Origin of the sequence: Kocuria flava (assembly GCF_001482365.1) — a bacterium.
Taxonomy (GTDB): domain Bacteria; phylum Actinomycetota; class Actinomycetes; order Actinomycetales; family Micrococcaceae; genus Kocuria; species Kocuria flava.
The window spans coordinates 958,420-975,938 of record NZ_CP013254.1; the positions used below are offsets into that span (position 1 = coordinate 958,420).

The following is a 17,519-nucleotide window of genomic DNA, read 5'->3' on the forward strand; positions in this document are numbered from 1 at the left end:
GAGGCTAGTCACAGTCCAGACGTCTGACAAGTGAGCGGGAGCGTTGTGACCACCGAAGCCGAGCTGCTGTCGACCTTCCCGCCGGAGCCCGCCGTGGACCCGGCCGAGGTCGCCGCGTCCGTGACCGCCTCCGGGCGCGTGCTCGTCGTGCTCGACGACGACCCGACCGGCACGCAGTCGGTCGCCGACCTGCCCGTGCTCACCCGCTGGGAGGTCGAGGACTTCGCCTGGGCCCTCGGCGCCCGCATCGGCGGGCGGCGGCCCCCGGCCGTGTACGTGCTGACCAACACCCGCAGCCTCGGCCCGGAGGAGGCCGCCGCGCGCAACCGCGAGGCCGTGCGCAACGCCCTGGCCGCGGCGCAGCAGGCGGGGGTCGAGCTCGGCTTCGTCTCCCGCAGCGACTCGACGCTGCGCGGGCACTTCCCCCTCGAGACCGACGTCGTCGCCGAGGAGCTGGCCGAGCGCGCGGGCCGGCCCACGGACGGCGTCGTGGTGGTCCCCGCGTTCCCCGAGGCCGGGCGGGTGACCGTCGGCGGCGTGCACCGGGTGCGCGACGGCGCCGGCGGGCTCGTGCCCGTGGCCGAGACCGAGTTCGCGGCCGACGCCACGTTCGGCTACTCGTCCTCCGCGCTGCCCCGCTGGGTCGAGGAGAAGTCCGGCGGCCGGTGGCGGGCCGACGACGTGCTCGTGCTCGACCTGCACGCCGTGCGCGGCGGCACCGACCGGATCGCCGGCGTCCTCGAGGCGGCGCACGACGGCGTGCCCGTCGTCGTCGACGCCGTCACGGAGAACGACCTGCGCGCCCTGGCGCTGGGACTGGCCGAGGCCGAGCGCCGCGGCAAGCACCTGCTCCACCGCGTGGGCCCGCCGTTCGTGCGCGCCCGCATCGGCCAGCCGGAGCGGGCGCCCCTGACCCGCCGGGAGTGCTTCGGCGGGGACGGCCCCGCCACCGGCGGACTCGTCGTCGTCGGCTCCCACGTCGGGCTGACCACCCGCCAGCTCGAGGTCCTGACCCGCGAGCACCCCCGCGCCACCACGGTGGAGCTGCCCGTCGAGGAGGTCCTCGACCCCGGCCGCGCCGAGGCCTGCCTGGCCCGCACCGCCGAGGCCGTGACCGGGGCCCTGGCCACCGGCGACGTCGTGCTCCACACCAGCCGCGGGCTCGTGCGCACCGAGGACCCCGCCGAGAGCCTGCGCATCGCCCGGACCGTCTCGGCGGCCGTCGTCGACGTCGTCCGCCGCACCCTCGCCGCGTCCCCGCCCCGGTTCGTGGTCGCCAAGGGCGGGATCACCTCCTCCGACGTCGCCGCCCACGGGCTGGGGATCCGCCGTGCGATCGTGCGCGGGCCGATGCTGCCCGGGATCGTCTCCCTGTGGGAGCCCGTGGACGGGCCCGCCCGCGGGATTCCCTACGTCGTGTTCGCCGGCAACGTCGGCGGGGACGGCTCCCTCGCCGAGGTCGTGCGCACCCTCAGCGCCGCGGCCGGCCCGGACCGCACCCCGACCGACCCGGAGGTCTCCCGATGACCAGCACCGACACCGTCGCCGTCCTCGGGCTCGGGGCGATGGGCCTGCCCATCGCCACCCGCCTCGCCGGGGCCTTCGCGGTCCGCGGCCACGACATCGCCGCGGACCGCCTGTGCCTGGCCGAGCAGGCCGGGATCGCCCCCCACCCCACGGCCCGGGGCGCGGCCGCCGGGGCCGGGGTGGTGCTGCTCGCCGTGCGGGACGCCGCCCAGCTCGAGGAGGCCCTCTTCGGCCCGGACGGCGTGGCCGGGGTCCTCGACCCCGGGGCGGTCGTGCTCCTCACCTCCACCGTGGGCCGCGAGGCGGTCCCGCCCGTGGTGCAGCGCCTGCGGGAGCGGGGCGTCGGGCTCGTCGACGCCCCGCTCTCCGGCGGGCCGGCCCGGGCCGGGGCCGGGGACCTGCTCGTCGTCGTCGGCGCGGAGCCCGCCGCCCTGGCCACCGCCCGGCCCGTGCTCGAGCGCCTGGCCTCGACCCTGACGGTGGTCGGGGACGCCCCCGGGGACGGGCAGGCGCTGAAGACCGTCAACCAGCTGCTGTGCGGGGTGCACATCGCCGCCGCCGCCGAGGCGCTCGCGCTCGCCGACGCCCTCGGGCTCGACCCCGCCCGCACGCTCGCGGCCTTGGAGGCCGGGGCCGCGGGCTCGTTCATGCTCGGCAACCGCGGCCCGCGGATGCTCGAGGCCTACGACGACGACGGGGCCGAGGTCCTCAGCCGGCTCGACATCTTCGTCAAGGACCTGGGGATCGTCGGCGACGCCGCCCGCACGGCCGGGCTGGCCACCCCGGTGGCGGCCGCCGCCGAGCAGCTGTTCCTGCTCGGGCGCACCCAGGGCCTGGGCGCCGCGGACGACTCCGCGGTGATCCGCGTCGTGGCCCCCGGCCGCCGCGGCGGGACGGAGACCCCCGGTGCCTAGGGTCTCGCTCGTCGAGGAGGTCGCCGAGGCCCTGCTCGAGCGGATCCTCTCCGGGCAGGTCGCCCCCGGGGAGGCGCTGCCGCCGGAGGCGCGCATCGCCGAGGAGGCGCAGGTCAGCCGGGTCACCGTCCGGGAGGCCCTCAAGGCGCTGCAGGCCCAGCACGTCGTCACCGTCCGGCGGGGCCTGGGCACCTACGTCAACCCGCCCGAGACCTGGACGGGCCTCGACGCCGTCCTGCGGGCGGCCTCCCGCGGGGTGGGCGCGGGGCAGCTGCCCCTGCGCCTGCTCGAGATCCGGCGGATGGTCGAGACCGGCGCCGCCGAGCTCGCCGCCACCCGCCACGGGCCCGAGGACCTGGAGGCGATGGCCTGCGCCGTGGCCGACCTCGAGCACGCCCACGCCGCCGGGGACCTGGACGCCGTCACGGAGGCCGACCTCGCCTTCCACGACGCCGTGCTGCGCGCCTCCGGCAACCCCTTCGTCCCGGTGCTGCTGGCCCAGCTCGGCCAGCTGCTCTACGCCACCCGGCGGGAGACCTCCGCGTTCCCGGAGGTCCAGCGCCACGCCATCCACCACCACCGGGCCGTGCTCGCAGCGATCGGCTCGGGGGAGCCCGAGGCCGCGCGCCGGGCGATGGACGCCCACATCACGCAGACCTGCGAGGACTACGAGCACTACATCGGCCGCTCCCCGCGGCCCGCCGGCCCCGACCACGACCCCACCCGTCCCGACCCGACCCGGAGGACCACGACATGAGCGAGATCATCCCCTTCCCCGCCGAGCGCACCGCCGTGCTCACCGGCGCCGCCTCCCCGCGCGGCATCGGCCGCGCCACCGCCGACCTGCTCGCGAGCCAGGGCTGGGCCGTGGCGGTCCTGGACGTCGACGGCGACGAGGCCGCCGCGGCGGCCCGCGAGATCGCCGAGCGGCACGGCGTGCCCGCCCTCGGCCTGCGCACGGACGTGACCGACGAGGCCTCCATCGAGGCGGCCATCGGCCGCGTGGAGGCCGAGCTGCCCGCGGTCGTGGCCCTGGTCAACTGCGCCGGCATCAGCTCCCCCACGGACGTCATGGACGAGACGAAGGAGGGGTGGGAGCGGGTCTTCGCGGTCAACATGACCGGGACCTTCCTCGTCACCCAGCGGGTGCTGCGCGGGATGATCGAGCGCAAGCTCGGGCGCGTGGTCAGCATCTCCTCGATCTCCGCCCAGCGCGGCGGCGGCACCTACTCGAAGTCCGCCTACAGCGCGTCGAAGGCCGCGATCATCGGCTTCACCCGCGCCGTGGCCCGCGAGATGGGCGAGCACAACATCACCGTCAACTGCATCGCCCCCGGCGCCGTGGACACCGACATCATGGGCGGGACGCTCTCCGACGAGCGCAAGGCGGCCATGGCACAGGACATCCTCGTGCGCCGGGTCGGGGCCGTGCGGGAGATCGCCGCACTGCTGGCGTTCCTCGTGGGCGAGGACGCCGGGTACATCACCGCGGCCACCTACGACGTCAACGGGGGCCTGCAGATCTCCTGACCCCCCGCACGTCACATCCGCGACTGTCCGGGACGGAGTTCGCACCCGGGAACTACGATGCGCCCACCATCTCCTCCGCTCCGGCACCGGCCGGAGCCCTTCAGCGACAGTGGGGACACCATGAGGACGAGCACCGCGGTCGTGGCACTGGTGGCGGGGGCGGGCCTCACCGGCCTCACCGCGACCCCCGCGAGCGCCGCCTACGCGTTCGGCGACTGCGCCGAGGCGGCAGGGTACGGCGTCCACAACATCCCGGTCGGCGCGCCCGGCCACGGTCCCCAGCTCGTGGACGAGGACGGGGACGGGATCGTGTGCGAGGACGACTTCTGGCCCTACGACCCCACCCGGGTCCCGATCGAGGTCGTCCCGGGACAGTTCGAGCACCACATCTACGACCGGGTCCCGGGGGCGGGGCCGACCCTGCCCGCCCCCGGGGCGCAGCAGGACCACGTCGTGGACGAGGTCCCCGGGTCCTGGGACGTGCCCGCCGACGGGTACTCGCAGATGGACCGGGTGCCCGTCGGCGGTGCCGACACCGGCGTGGCGGCCGGGGACGGGCCCGGTCCCGCGCCGCTCGTCCTGGGCGGCCTGGTCCTCGCGGGCGCCGGGGCGGCGGCCGCGGCGACCCGGCGCCGCCGCGCCTGAGGCGCATTCCCGGAGGGGTCGAGCTGCGGCCGGTCGCGTGCGCCGGCCACGGCCCGGTCACCGGGCCGCTCGAGGACGACCGCGTGGTCCTCGCCCGCCCGGCCGGCACCCGGAACGGCGCGCCGGCAGGCCAGGACGGCGCCCCGTCCCGGCGGGACGGGGCGCCCCGGGCGGTGCTACTGCTGGACGCCGCCCCCGCCGAAGATCAGGAACATGCCGAGGATGCTGCCGACGAGCGCGACCCAGCCGAGGACCTTGCCCGCGGTGGCCTTCACCCCGAGCTTCTCCGCCTTGCCGGCCTGCCACACGGCCAGCGGCCCCAGGACGATGCCCAGGACGAACAGGCCGATCACGCCCAGCACGATCGAGGTCGTGCGGTGCTTGCGGCCCTGCTCGGACCCGCCGGGCATGCCCTGCGCGGCGTACGGGGCGTGCCCGTACTGGCCCTGCCCGTAGGGTGCGGTCTGTCCGTGCGGGTGCTGGTCGTAGGAGCCGGTCTGCCCGTACTGGTGCTGGTCGTAGGAGCCGGTCTGCCCGTACTGGTTCTGGCCGTACCGGCCCTGCCCGTACCGGGCGGTCGGGTCCTCGCCGTAGGGCGGCTGCCCGTACTCGGCCTGCCCGTACTGGCCGGACCCGTACTGGTGGCCCGCGGGCGGGCCGCCCTGGGCCTGTCCGTGCGGGTCCTGCGCGTACGGGTCCTGCCCGTCGCGGCGGGGGTCGCCGGGGTGCTGCGTCATGGTCGGTCCTCTCGTGGCGGGTCAGGGGCGCGGCTGTGCGTAGATCTGCTCCACGAGGTCCCCGAAGTCCTTGAGCACCCGTGCCCGGCGCAGCTTCAGCGACGGAGTGAGGTGCCCGGCGGCCTCGGTGAAGTCGGTGGGCGCGATCCGGAAGGCCTTGATCTGCTCGGCCTGGGAGACCGTGGTGTTCGCGGCGTCGACCACGCGCTGGACCTCGGCGAGGACGGTCTCGTGCTCGGCGGCCTGGGCCGCCGTGGTCGAGGCGGGCAGCCCGTGCTGCTCGGCCCAGCCCGGCAGGGCGTCCTCGTCGAGGGTGATCAGCGCCGAGATGAACGGCCGGTTGTCGCCGAGCACCACGCACTGGGAGACGAGCACGTGGGAGCGGATCCGGTCCTCGAGCATCGCCGGGCTGACGTTCTTGCCGCTGGCGGTGACGATGATCTCCTTCTTGCGCCCGGTGATCCGCAGGTAGCCCTCGTCGTCGAGCTGCCCGAGGTCGCCGGTGCGGAACCAGCCGTCCTCGAAGGCCTCCTCGGTCAGGTCGGGGCGCTTCCAGTAGCCGCGCATCACGCACACGCCCCGGGCCAGGACCTCGCCGTCCTCGGCGATGCGCACCGCGTTGCCGGGCAGGGGCGGGCCGACCGTGCCGATCTTGATCCGCGCCGGGGTGTTGACCGTGATGGGGGCGGTGGTCTCCGTGAGGCCGTAGCCCTCGAGCACCGTGAGCCCGATGCCGTGGAAGAAGTGGCCGAGGCGCTCGCCCAGGGGCCCGCCGCCGGAGATTGCGTGCTTGACGCGCCCGCCCATGGCCTCGCGCAGCTTGCCGTAGACGAGCCGGTCGAACAGGGCATGGCGCAGGCGCAGGCCCAGGCCCACCTTCCCCTGCTCCGTCGCCCGCGACCAGGCGACGGCGGTCTCGGCGGCGACCGCGAAGATCCTGCCCTTCCCGCCGGCCTCCGCCTTCAGCTGCGCGGAGTTGTAGACCTTCTCGAACACGCGCGGCACGGCCAGGATGAACGTGGGCCGGTAGCTCTGCAGGTCCGGCAGCAGGTTCTTCAGGTCCGGGGTGTGGGCCACGGTGGTGCCCGCGGCCACGGCCAGTACGGAGATGAACCGGGCGAAGACGTGGGCCAGCGGCAGGAACATGATCGTGCGGGCGCCCTCGTAGGCGACCTCGGGCAGCGCCGCGAGGGCGTTGTCGGAGAGCTCCACGAAGTTGCCGTGGGTCAGCTCGCAGCCCTTGGGCCGTCCGGTGGTGCCGGAGGTGTAGATGATGGTCGCCAGGTCCTCCAGGCCCGCTGCGGCCCGGCGGTGCTCGAGCTCGTCGTCGTCGACCCCGGCGCCGGCCGCGCGCAGGGCCTCGAGGCCGTCGTCCTCCATCCGCCACACGTGCTGCACGGCGGAGAGGTCCTCGCCCTCGGCGGCGCGGCGGAAGACCTCCTCGTGCCGGGCGGCCTCGACCACGAGGGCCACGGCCCCGGAGTCGGAGAGGTTCCAGGCCACCTGCTGCGGCGCGGAGGTCTCGTAGATCGGCACCGACACGGCCCCGGCGAACCAGACGGCGAAGTCGACCAGCGACCACTCGTAGCGGGTCCGCGACATGATGCCCACCCGGTCCCCGGGGCCCACCCCGGAGGCCACCAGGCCCTTGGCCAGGGCGCGGACGTCGGCGAGGAACGCGCTCGCGGGCACGTCCGTCCACCCGTCCTGCCCGTCGGGGCGGGAGAACAGCGCAGGGTCCGAGCTCTTGCGCGCCTGGCGCAGCAGGAGGTCGGTGACGTTGGTCTGCGGTGGGACGTCCACCAGGCGGGGGGTGCTGTGTTCGCGCACGACGACTCCTCGGGTCTCGTCCTCGGACGGGGGGACCGGCGTCCGTCCGGGTTCCTCGACGATACCGGGGCGTGATCCACCGCACAGCCGGACGGGGTCGTGTCGGGCGGCACACTTCGGGGGACGGTGCCCCGGCGGCGTCCGCGCAGGGCTTTCCGGCCGCGCCCGGGGGTCAGGCCCTCCCGAGGGCGGACTCGATGCTCCCCGCGATCTGCGCCGGCTGGGTGCGGGGCCCGAAGCGGCGGACCACCCGGCCGTCGCGGCCGACGAGGAACTTGGTGAAGTTCCACTTCACGTCCTCGCCGAGGACCCCGGGCCTCTCCTCGCGCAGCCACGCCCACAGGGGGTGGGCGCCGGGGCCGTTGACCTCGACCTTGGCGAACATCGGGAAGGTGACGCCGTAGTTGCGGCGGCAGAAGTCCGCGATCTGCTCCTCGTCGCCCGGCTCCTGGCCGCCGAACTGGTCGCAGGGGAAGCCCAGGAGCACGAAGTCCTCGTCGCGGAAGTTGCGCCACAGCTCCTCCAGGCCCGCGTACTGCGGGGTGAACCCGCACTCGCTCGCGGTGTTCACGACCAGGACCACCTTCCCGGCGTAGTCGGACAGCGGCTGTTCGCGGCCGTCGATGGTCGTGGCGGTGAAGTCGTGCAGCGTGGTCACGGTGGCCTCCGGTCGGCTCGGGGACGGGTCCTGTCCTCAATCCTGCCCCCGGGAGCGGGTCCGCCGCGAGAGGCCCGCCCGGGCCGGGTGCGCACTACCGTGGGGGCGTGGACGCGGAGCTGCCGACGACGGCGCAGGTCCGGCGGCTGCTGGACGAGCAGCTGCCCGCCGGCCTGCGGGACCTGGCCGGCGCGCCCGTGCGCTTCGCCGCCCGCGGCTGGGACAACGCCGTCTTCCGGGTGGGGGAGGACCGTGCCGCGCGCCTGCCGCTGCGGGCCGCGGCCGTGCCGCTGCTGGCCGCCGAGCTGCGCTGGACCGCCGAGGCCGCCGCGCCGCTGGTGCGGCTCGGGCTCGGCGTGCCCGTGCCCCGGTTCGCCGGGCGCCCGGGAGCGGGCCTGCCCTGGCCGTGGGCGCTCGTGGACTGGGTGCCGGGGGAGCCCGTGGCGCTGCTGCCCGTGGTGCGGCGCGACCGGCCGGCCGCCGACCTCGCCCGGGCCCTGGCCGCGCTGCACCGCCCCGCGCCCGCCGGGGCCCCGCACCACCCCCGGCGCGGGGTGGATCTCGACCGGCGGCTGGCCACGGCTCCGCCCGACTGGTCCGCGCTCGCCCGCCGCCTGGGCCCGGGCACGGCCGCGCGGCTGCGGGAGGTGGTCGCGGCGGGGGTGCGGGCCGCGCCCTGGACGGGCCCGCCGCTGTGGCTGCACGGGGACCCGCACCCGTGGAACCTCGTGCACCGGGACGGGCGGCTGAGCGGGCTCGTGGACTTCGGGGACGTCTGCGCCGGGGATCCGGCCTCCGACCTGGCCACCGCGTGGCTGAGCCTGGACGCGCGGCAGCGGGCGGGGTTCCGCGCCGTCGTCGACACCGCCGGGGGCCACGACGACGCCGTGTGGGTCCGTGCCGCCGCGTGGGCGGCGCTGTACACGGCGGCCCTGGCGGGCCGTCCGGGATCCTGGCCGCGGTTCGGGCCGGTGGCGGCCCACGCGGCCGCGCAGCTCACCGCGCGCGGCGGCGCCTGACGAGGGGGCCTGCGCTCAGCGCTGCTGCTGGACCGGGGCGGAGACGACCGTCTCGGCCGGGTCCAGCTCCGCGCCGGCCGGGGCCGAGATGCCGATGAACGCCGCGGAGAGCGCGGCCACGCCGAGGGAGAAGGTCACGTCCCGGCGGGTGGGCTTGCGGATCATGGCGCGTCCTTCGGGGGAGGAGGTCGGCACGGCACCGGCGGCGCCGGTGCGGGAGGGGCACGGTCCACGCTACGCAGGGCGCGGGCACCCGGCGATGGACCAATGTCCAGACCTGTGCATGCACTCGTCGGCACGGGGCTGCGGAAGGCCCGGCTCCCGGTGCGCGGCGGATCCCGTTCCCGGCACGCCGCAGGCCCCGCCGGAGGTCCGGCGGGGCCTGCGCGGCACCGGGGGCCGCCCGGGCGGTGCTCAGCGGCCGGGGCCGGCGGGCTCGGGCGCCCGCAGCGGCCGGCGCCCGGCCAGCCGCAGCCCGGTGGTTGCCAGCATCAGCACGAGCATGAGGATCCCCACGTAGCCGTTGACCACGTAGACGATGTTGACCATCTGGGAGAACGGCAGCACGAGCCCGATCACGGTGCCCACCGCCGCGAGGGCGAGGGTCAGCCCCTTGAAGCGCGGGGTCCTGTCGGCGAAGAACCGCGAGGACACCGTCCACAGCAGCGGGATGGCCGTGGTGTAGATCCCGGCCAGGATCATCACGGAGATCCCGGCGGCCAGCGCGGGGCTCACGTCCCCGGCGAGGACGAGCATGGGGATCTCGGTGCCGTTGACCCGCTCGATGTTCGCGAGCAGGCCCAGGCCCACGACCACGCAGGCCAGCGAGAAGACGACCCCGCCCAGCGCCCCGCCGGAGGCCGCCTCCCGGCGGCTGCGCGCCGTCCGCCCCAGCGCCGTGAGGAAGGCGGCCAGCCACAGCATGCAGAAGCCCACGTAGGACAGTCCGGACATGAACCAGTTGGAGGCCGCCTGGGTGAGCTCCAGGTCGGGCAGCAGGGCGCTGCCCTCCCGGATCCCGCCGGGGTTGCGGACGATGCCCAGCACGCCCAGCCCCACGGCGATCAGCACGATGAGCGGACCGATCTTGCCGATGACGTCGACCAGGCTCCTGAGCCCGAACCACACCGTGATCCCGACGGCGGCGGCCAGGCCGATGCCGCCCACGTGCTTCGACAGCCCGTAGTGCTCCTCGAAGACGGCCCCCGCGCCGGCCACCATGACCGTGAAGCTCAGGAAGACGAACAGGACCGAGAAGAAGTCGAAGAACGTGCCGAGATGCTTGCCGCAGTAGTAGCGGAAGACCATCGAGGGCTTCTCGAAGCGCTGCGCCTGCCCGACGACGAAGAACTCGACGGCCACGTAGGTCATCAGCACGAGGACCAGGGCGCCGGTGCCGAACACGCCCCAGTAGCCGTAGGAGGCGTAGTACTGGAGGATCTCCTGGCCGGTCGCGAAGCCGGAGCCGATGAGGAACGCGACGATCGCACCGGCGTAGGTCAGCACGCGCAGGGGGCTCGCCCGCTCCGCGGTGTCGAGGTGGGCGCGGGTCGGGGTGGTCTGTGCCATGGGTGGGTCTTCCTTCGCGGAAGGGCCGCTCCGCGACGGGCGGCGGGCCGACGAGACTGATATATCAATCGTATCGAGAGCGTATTTCCACGGTGTGACGTGGTCAACAGGTGGCGACCCCGGCGCGGCAGGACACGGAACGGCAACACCGGGGCCCGCCGCGGCCGGGCCGTCTTCCCGGGGTGCGGGGGCGCGCGTAGCGTGGAGCGCGTCCGGAAGGAGCCCGCCATGACCGTCCGCCACGCCCCCTGGCCCGCCGGCACGCCCTGCTGGGCGGAGCTCGCCGTGCAGGACCCTGCCCGCTCCCAGGAGTTCTACCGCGCCGTCCTCGGCTGGGAGCACACCGCCCCGGACCCCGGCGGCCGGGTGCTCGCCCTCGTGGACGGCGCACCCGTCGCCGGGCTCGCCCCGGGCGCCGCGCCGGACGGGGCGCCCGTCTGGCAGGTCCACCTGGCCTGCGACCGCATCGAGGCCTGCGCCGAGCGCGTCCTGGCGGCCGGGGGGAAGCAGCTGCGGGCCCCGGCGCCGCGCGGGAGCGCCGGGACGGCCGGGCTCTGGCGCGACCCCACCGGCGCCGCCTTCGGGCTGTGGCAGGCCGGGGAGCTGATCGGCTTCACCGCCGTCGACGTCCCCGGGGCCCCGGTGTGGTGCGACCTCACGACCCCCGACCCGGACGGGGCCCGCGACTTCTACGCCCAGGTCTTCGGCTACGCCTACACCGACCGCGCCACGACGGGCGCCCCCTACGCGGCCTTCACCGTCCCCGGCGGGCAGCAGTGGGGCGGCGGCATCGGCGGCACGGACCCCGCCGCGGGGGACGCGCCAGCGGTGTGGTCGGTGTGCTTCGCGGTCGAGGACGCCGACGCCGCCGCCGCGCGCGCCCGCGAGGCCGGCGGCGCCGTCATGGAGGAGCCGATGGCCTTCGAGTACGGGCGCCTGGCCGTGCTCGCGGGCCCCGACCGGGAGTCGTTCGCGGTGATGTCCCCGACGGCCCCCGAGGACGGGCGCGCCCCCGCGGGCCGGTGAGACGGATCACGGCCCGCGGCTAGGATGGGCCGCAGAGCACACCCTCCCTCCGACCGATCAGGAGCGACATGAACTCCGTCGTCCTCGCCGTGGTCGGCGTGGCCATGATGATCCTCGGGTACGCCCTGTACTCGAAGTTCCTGGCCCGCCGCATCTACCGCCTGCAGCCCGACTTCGAGACCCCGTCGCACGAGCTGCGCGACGGGGTCGACTACGTCCCCACCAACAAGTACGTCCTGTGGGGCCACCACTTCACCTCCGTGGCCGGCGCGGCGCCCATCGTGGGCCCCGCCGTCGCCGTGATCTGGGGCTGGCTGCCCGCCTTCCTCTGGGTCACCATCGGCACGATCTTCTTCGCCGGCATGCACGACCTCGGCGCCCTGTGGGCGTCGGTGCGCAACAAGGGCCGCTCCATCGGCTCGCTGTCCGGGCGCTACATCGGCGCCCGCGGCCGCAACCTGTTCCTCGTGGTGATCTTCCTGCTGCTGCTGATGGTCAACGCGGCCTTCGCCGTGGTGATCGCCAACCTGCTGGTCTCCACCCCGACCGCCGTGATCCCCACCTGGGGCGCGATCGTCGTGGCGCTTCTCGTGGGCCAGGCGATCTACCGCCTCAAGTGGAGCCTGCCGCTGGTCTCGGTGGTCGGCGTCGTGGCCCTCTACAGCCTCATCCTCCTCGGCGACCGCTTCCCCGTGGTGCTGCCGGACACGGTCCTGGGCCTGTCCGCCAACGCCTTCTGGATCGTGGTGCTCTTCCTCTACGCCGGCGTGGCCTCCGTGGTGCCGGTGTGGGCGCTGCTGCAGCCGCGCGACTACATCAACGGCCTGCAGCTGTTCATCGGCCTGGGCCTGCTCTACGGCTCGGTGCTGCTGTCCGCGCCCACGGTCGTGGCCCCGGCCTACAACGAGGCCGTGCCCGAGGGCACCCCCAGCCTCGTGCCGCTGCTGTTCGTGACCATCGCGTGCGGGGCGATCTCCGGCTTCCACGGCATCGTCTCCTCCGGCACCTCCGCCAAGCAGCTGGACAAGGAGACCGACGCCCGCTTCGTCGGCTACTTCGGGGCCGTGGGCGAGGGCCTGCTCGCGCTGGGGGCGATCATCGCCACCACCGCCGGCTACCGCACGATCGCCGACTGGGAGGCCGTCTACACGGCGTTCAACCAGGGCGGGGTCGCCGCGTTCGTCCAGGGCGGGGGCAGCATCATGAACGCCGGGCTCGGCATCCCGCCGTCGCTGTCGGCCACGATCCTCGCGACCATGGCCGTGCTCTTCGCCGCCACCACGATGGACACCGGCGTGCGCCTGCAGCGCTTCGTGGTCCAGGAGGCCGCCCACCTCATGGGCGTGAACCTCAACAAGGCGCTCGCCACCGTGATCGTGCTCGTCGTGGCGCTGGGGCTGACCTTCGGCGCCGGCGCGGACGGCTCCGGCGGCATGCTCATCTGGCCGCTGTTCGGCACCACCAACCAGCTGCTGGCCGGACTGACCCTCTCGGTCGTCGCGGTGATGCTCATGCGCAAGGGCCGCCCCGTGCTGCCCGTGCTCGTCCCGCTCGTGTTCGTGCTCGTGATGTCCGTCTACGCGCTGGTCGTGCAGCTGGGCCAGTTCTGGGCCGCCGAGAACTGGCTGCTGCTGGTGCTCGACGTCGTCATCCTGGTGGCCGCGCTGTGGGTGATCGTCGAGGCCGTCGGCGCGATGGCCAGTGCGCGGAAGAACCCGCAGGACCGGGACGACCAGCCGCAGCCGTCCACGGCCGGGGAGAACCGCTCCCTGTGAGCCGGTGAGCCCGTGACGGCCCTCGAGCGGCTGCGCACCGTGCGGGCCCGCCTCCGGGCGGGCCTGCACGAGTTCTACGTCGCGCCCTACCGGCGCACCTTCGCCCGCGCCGAGCGCGACGAGGAGGACCTGTTCATGATGCTCGTCCTCTCCGAGGCCCTCGGCGTGCCCAACCCCGCCGGCTACTACACCGCCGAGCTGCTGCCCGTGGTCTACGACCGGTTCCACGACTGGCACCGGCGCATGGGCATGGACCGCTCGCCCCTGGAACACGTCTCATGCTGCTAGAGCTCGCCGCGACCCGGCGCGTCCTGTTCGTCGGCGGCAAGGGCGGGGTCGGCAAGACCGCCGTCGCCTCCGCCACCGCGCTCGCCCGGGCCCGGGCCGGGCAGCGGGTGCTCGTGGTCTCCACCGACCCCGCGCACAACCTCGGCCACCTGTGGCAGCGGGAGGTCGGCGACCGCATCACCGCCCTGGCCCCGGGCCTGGACGGGATCGAGGTCGACCCCGTGGCCACCACCGACGCCCACCTCGCCGCAGTGGGGGCCACGATCCGCCGGCTGATGCCCGAGCACCTCCACGGCGAGGTCACCAAGCACATGGAGCTCGCCCGCGACTCCCCGGGCACCCACGAGGCCGCCGTGCTCGAGCGCATCGCCGAGCTCGTGGACCTCGGGCTGCGCGAGTACGACCTCGTCGTCTTCGACACCGCCCCCTCCGGGCACACCGCCCGGCTCATGGCACTGCCCGAAATCATGTCCGCGTGGACGGAGGGCCTGCTGCGCCGCCGCGGCCGGGCCGAGGGCTTCGGCGCCGCCCGGCGCGCGCTCGAGGACCCGGACGCCGGGGCCGAGCAGCTCGTGGGCACGGGGGCCGTGCGCGACCCCCGGCGCGAGCGCGACCTCGGGATCCGCCGGGTCCTCCTGCGACGCCGCGAGCGCTTCGAGGCGCTGCGGGAGGTCCTCACCGACCGGCGGCGCTGCGCGTTCGTCATCGTCCTGGCCGCCGAGCGGCTGCCCGTGCTGGAGACCGTCGAGCTGCACGGGCAGCTGGCCCGGGCCGGCGTGCACGTCGGGGCGCTCGTGGTGAACAAGCGCTCCCCGGCCGGTGCGGGGGAGCTGCTCGCCGCCCGCCGGGCCCTCGAGGACGGCTGGCTCGCGCGGCTGCGGGCCGCCCTGCCCGGCCTGCCGGTGCTCGAGGTGCCCCTGCTGCCCGGGGAGGTCGTGGGGGAGGAGGGGCTCGAGCGCTTCGGGGAGGCCCTCGCCCAGGGCGCCACCAGCTCCCCGTGAGAGCCTCCCGGCCATGAGCACGGAGCCCGCAGGAGGACGCCGGCCGCCCTGGTGGCTGCTCGGTCTCGGCGCGACCGCGGTCGCCGTCGGCACGGCCGAGCTGCTGGCCTGGGTGACCGGCCCCGTGGGCGCCCCGCTGACCGCGGTGGGCGGGGTGGTCGTCGACGCCGTGCCCGCCCCGGTCAAGGACGCCGCGATCGCCCTGTTCGGCACCGCCGACAAGCTCGTGCTGCTGCTCGTCATGGTGACCGGGCTCGCGGGACTGGGCGCCGGGATCGGGGCGGCCCAGCGGGCGAACCGGCCCATGGGCGCGGTCCTGCTCGCGGTGCTGGGGCTGCTCGGGCTGCTCGCGGTGCTCTCGCGGGCCGGGGCGGGGGCGGTCGACGCGGTGCCCGTCGTCGCCGGCACCGCCGCCGGGGTGGCGGTGCTGACCCTGCTGACGCGCGCCGCGGCACCGGCCCCGGACGGCCCCGCCGGTGCCGGGCGGCGCGACGTGCTCACCCTGGCCGTCGCCGCCGCGGTGCTGGGCACGGCCGCCGGGGCCGCCGGCCGGTGGGCCGGCTCCGTGGCCGCCCGGGCACCGGCCGCCCGCGAGCTGCTGCGCCTGCCCGCCCCCGCCCTGCGCGAGCGGATCCCGCCCGGGACGGACCTGGGCGTGGCGGGCGCCGAGCCGTGGCTGACCCCGTCCGGGCAGTTCTACCGCATCGACACCGCCCTGGCCGTGCCGCGCATCGACGTGGGGACCTGGCGGCTGCGGATCCACGGGCTCGTCGAGCGCGAGCTCGACCTGGACTTCGACCAGCTCACGGCCCGGCCGCTGCTCGAGCGGGCCGTGACCCTGGCGTGCGTGTCCAACCCCGTGGGCGGGGACCTGGCCGGCAACGCCGTGTGGACCGGGGTGCCGCTGCGGGAGCTGCTGGCGGAGGCCGGCGTCGCCGCCGAGGCGGACATGGTCCTGTCCACCTCCGCGGACGGCTTCACGGCCGGCACCCCGCTGGGGGCCCTGACCGATCCGGACCGGGACGCGCTGCTCGCGGTGAGCATGAACGGGCAGCCGCTGCCCTTCGAGCACGGCTACCCCGTGCGCATGGTCGTGCCGGGGCTCTACGGCTACGTCTCGGCGACCAAGTGGGTCGTGGACCTGGAGGTCACCCGCTTCGACCGCGCCGAGGCGTACTGGACCGTGCGCGGCTGGTCGGCGCGGGGCCCGGTCAAGACCGCCTCGCGGATCGAGGTCCCCCGGCAGCGGGCCACCGTGGCCGCCGGGACGGTCGTGCTCGCCGGCACCGCGTGGGCCCAGCACACCGGGATCGCCGCCGTCCAGGTCAGCGTGGACGGCGGCCCCTGGCGGGAGGCGGAACTGGGCGCGGTGCCCTCCGCGGACACCTGGCGGCAGTGGGCGCTGCGCACCGAACTGGGCCCCGGGGCGCACACCGCCCGGGTCCGGGCCGTCGACGCGGACGGCACCGTGCAGACCGGCGAGCAGGCCCCGCCCGCCCCGGACGGCGCCTCCGGGTGGCACGAGCGCGGCTTCACCGTCGCCTGAACCCGGGGCGGTGCGCTCCGCGCCCGCCCCGTAGAGTCGGCCGGGTGACCGCTCTCGACCCCGCCCGGATCCGCCGCGCCCGTCTCGCCGTCTCGGCGTTCTTCCTCACCAACGGGGCCCTCTACGCCAACCTCCTGCCCCGGCTGCCCGAGGTCAAGGACGCCTTCGGGCTCTCCAACACCCTCTACGGCCTGGCCGTCGTGGCGTTCCCGCTCGGGGCGATCCTCGTGGGCGCCCTGCCCGGACGGGCGGTCCGGCGCATCGGCTCGGGCCGGCTCGCCGCCCTCGGGACGGTCGTGCTCTCGGCGTGCCTGGCCGCCGCCGGCCTCGGCGCGGGCCCGGGGGCGGGCACGACCGCCGGCCTCGCGGTGTTCGTGCTCGCGATGCTGCTCGCCGGGATGCTCGACGCCCACGTCGACACCGCCCAGAACGCCCAGGGCATGGACGTCCAGCGGGCCCGGGGCCGGTCGATCATCAACTCCCTGCACGCGCTGTGGAGCCTCGGGGCCGTGGCCGGCGGGCTCATGGGCACCGCCGCGCTGGCCCTCGGCCTGCCCATCGCCTGGCACCTGGGCCTGAGCGGCCTGCTGTGGAGCGCCGTGGCCCTCACGGCCCTGCGCTGCGCGCTCGGGCCCGAGGACGGCACCAGGCTGCGGACGACGACGGCCTCGCCCGCCGACACCCGCGCCGCCGCCGGTCCCGAGGATCCCGGTGCCGCGCCCGCCGCGCCCGCCGGGGCCGGCGCCGCACCGGCCGGCCGCGGCGGCCGGGGACGCGCGGCCCTGCTGCTGCCCGTCGCGGCCGTGGCCATGGCCGGGGTGATGGTCGAGGACGTCGGCGCCAACTGGTCGGCCGTCTACCTCACGACCCAGCTCGCCACCCCGCCGGCCGCCGCCGGCCTCGGGCTCGTGGCGATGATGGCCGCCCAGTTCGTGGGGCGGATGCTCGGGGACCCCATGACCGACCGCTGGGGCCGGGCCCCCGTGGCCCGGGCCGGCGCAGGCCTGAGCGCCGCCGGGATGCTGCTGGTCGTGCTCGCCCCCGTCCCGGCCGTCGCCGTCGCCGGCTTCGCGCTCGCCGGCTTCGGCTGCGCCACCCTCGTCCCGGCGGCCTTCCACGCCGCCGACCACCTGCCCGGGTTCCGGCCGGGCACGGGCCTGGCGCTGGTGAGCTGGATGATGCGGATCAGCTTCCTCGGCCTCTCCCCGGCGGTCGGCGCGCTCTCCGACGCGGTGGGGCTGCGCTGGGCGCTCGCCGTCGTGCCCGTCTTCGCGCTCGGCGCCGTGCTGGTCGCGGGCTCACTGCGCGACCGGCCGGCACCCCTGGCCGGGAGCGCGCGGCCCGCCTAGAGTCGGAGGTGCTCAGCACACTGCCGAAGTGTGCGCCGGCCCCGGCACGAGGACGTGCGGGGCCGGGCGGCTCCCGCGGGCTCCCGCCGGGAGCAGGACCGACGG

At 75.9% G+C, this 17,519-nt stretch carries 17 protein-coding genes; 12 read left to right on the top strand and 5 right to left on the bottom strand.

Annotation, left to right across the window (positions count from 1 at the left end; genetic code table 11):
• The first annotated feature begins 45 nt into the window (after window positions 1–45).
• The 5 genes from AS188_RS04330 (at window position 46) to AS188_RS04350 (ending at window position 4,616) form a co-directional block, all read left to right on the top strand.
• The gene (locus AS188_RS04330) at window positions 46–1,527 is read left to right on the top strand and encodes a four-carbon acid sugar kinase family protein (protein ID WP_058857819.1); all 1,482 of its coding nucleotides are present in this window, start codon (window positions 46–48) and stop codon (window positions 1,525–1,527) included.
• A complete protein-coding gene (locus AS188_RS04335) occupies window positions 1,524–2,441 on the top strand; it encodes an NAD(P)-dependent oxidoreductase (RefSeq protein ID WP_058857820.1) in 918 nt (305 codons plus the stop codon). Before AS188_RS04330 ends, AS188_RS04335 begins: the two co-directional genes overlap by 4 nt.
• On the top strand, window positions 2,434–3,198 hold the full coding sequence (locus tag AS188_RS04340) for a FadR/GntR family transcriptional regulator (protein WP_058857821.1): 765 nt from the start codon (window positions 2,434–2,436) through the stop codon (window positions 3,196–3,198). The genes AS188_RS04335 and AS188_RS04340 overlap by 8 nt, the downstream gene beginning before the upstream one ends.
• Window positions 3,195–3,971, top strand: coding sequence for an SDR family NAD(P)-dependent oxidoreductase (locus AS188_RS04345; RefSeq protein WP_058857822.1), 777 nt, complete (start codon window positions 3,195–3,197; stop codon window positions 3,969–3,971). The genes AS188_RS04340 and AS188_RS04345 overlap by 4 nt, the downstream gene beginning before the upstream one ends.
• 120 nt (window positions 3,972–4,091) lie before the next feature.
• Window positions 4,092–4,616, top strand: coding sequence for an excalibur calcium-binding domain-containing protein (locus AS188_RS04350; protein ID WP_169797982.1), 525 nt, complete (start codon window positions 4,092–4,094; stop codon window positions 4,614–4,616).
• Between the two features lie 176 nt (window positions 4,617–4,792).
• Here the strand turns inward: AS188_RS04350 and AS188_RS17345 are convergent, their stop codons facing one another.
• The 3 genes from AS188_RS17345 to AS188_RS04365 all read right to left on the bottom strand — a co-directional run bounded on the left by AS188_RS17345 (window position 4,793) and on the right by AS188_RS04365 (window position 7,841).
• On the bottom strand, window positions 4,793–5,353 hold the full coding sequence (locus AS188_RS17345; RefSeq protein WP_058857824.1) for a hypothetical protein: 561 nt from the start codon (window positions 5,351–5,353) through the stop codon (window positions 4,793–4,795).
• Between the two features lie 21 nt (window positions 5,354–5,374).
• A complete protein-coding gene (locus AS188_RS04360; protein WP_058857825.1) occupies window positions 5,375–7,183 on the bottom strand; it encodes an AMP-dependent synthetase/ligase in 1,809 nt (602 codons plus the stop codon).
• A 172-nt stretch (window positions 7,184–7,355) separates the two neighbouring features.
• Window positions 7,356–7,841, bottom strand: coding sequence for a glutathione peroxidase (locus tag AS188_RS04365; RefSeq protein WP_058857826.1), 486 nt, complete (start codon window positions 7,839–7,841; stop codon window positions 7,356–7,358).
• Between the two features lie 107 nt (window positions 7,842–7,948).
• Between AS188_RS04365 and AS188_RS04370 the strand changes: the two genes are divergently transcribed.
• Entirely contained in the window at window positions 7,949–8,860 is a 912-nt protein-coding gene (locus AS188_RS04370) for a phosphotransferase (RefSeq protein ID WP_058857827.1), read from the top strand.
• Window positions 8,861–8,875: 15 nt separating this feature from the next.
• Here AS188_RS04370 and AS188_RS16830 read toward each other — a convergent pair whose 3' ends face one another.
• Both AS188_RS16830 and AS188_RS04375 read right to left on the bottom strand, forming a co-directional pair.
• Complete coding sequence (locus tag AS188_RS16830; protein WP_157570911.1) at window positions 8,876–9,025, bottom strand: hypothetical protein; 150 nt, start codon at window positions 9,023–9,025, stop codon at window positions 8,876–8,878.
• A 249-nt stretch (window positions 9,026–9,274) separates the two neighbouring features.
• Window positions 9,275–10,429: a YkvI family membrane protein gene (locus tag AS188_RS04375; RefSeq protein ID WP_058857828.1), complete on the bottom strand. Its 1,155-nt coding sequence runs from the start codon at window positions 10,427–10,429 to the stop codon at window positions 9,275–9,277.
• A gap of 228 nt (window positions 10,430–10,657) precedes the next feature.
• Here AS188_RS04375 and AS188_RS04380 point away from each other — a divergent pair, with 228 nt between their 5' ends.
• From AS188_RS04380 to AS188_RS04405, 6 genes are all read left to right on the top strand, one after another.
• Window positions 10,658–11,455, top strand: a complete 798-nt coding sequence (locus tag AS188_RS04380; protein ID WP_058857829.1) for a VOC family protein — start codon at window positions 10,658–10,660, stop codon at window positions 11,453–11,455.
• A 68-nt stretch (window positions 11,456–11,523) separates the two neighbouring features.
• Entirely contained in the window at window positions 11,524–13,230 is a 1,707-nt protein-coding gene (locus tag AS188_RS04385; protein ID WP_058857830.1) for a carbon starvation CstA family protein, read from the top strand.
• A gap of 12 nt (window positions 13,231–13,242) precedes the next feature.
• Complete coding sequence (locus AS188_RS04390) at window positions 13,243–13,518, top strand: cory-CC-star protein (protein WP_058857831.1); 276 nt, start codon at window positions 13,243–13,245, stop codon at window positions 13,516–13,518.
• Window positions 13,509–14,519, top strand: a complete 1,011-nt coding sequence (locus AS188_RS04395; RefSeq protein ID WP_058857832.1) for an ArsA family ATPase — start codon at window positions 13,509–13,511, stop codon at window positions 14,517–14,519. Before AS188_RS04390 ends, AS188_RS04395 begins: the two co-directional genes overlap by 10 nt.
• A gap of 13 nt (window positions 14,520–14,532) precedes the next feature.
• Complete coding sequence (locus AS188_RS04400) at window positions 14,533–16,065, top strand: molybdopterin-dependent oxidoreductase (protein ID WP_058857833.1); 1,533 nt, start codon at window positions 14,533–14,535, stop codon at window positions 16,063–16,065.
• A gap of 44 nt (window positions 16,066–16,109) precedes the next feature.
• Window positions 16,110–17,414: an MFS transporter gene (locus tag AS188_RS04405; RefSeq protein ID WP_058857834.1), complete on the top strand. Its 1,305-nt coding sequence runs from the start codon at window positions 16,110–16,112 to the stop codon at window positions 17,412–17,414.
• Window positions 17,415–17,519 lie beyond the last annotated feature (105 nt).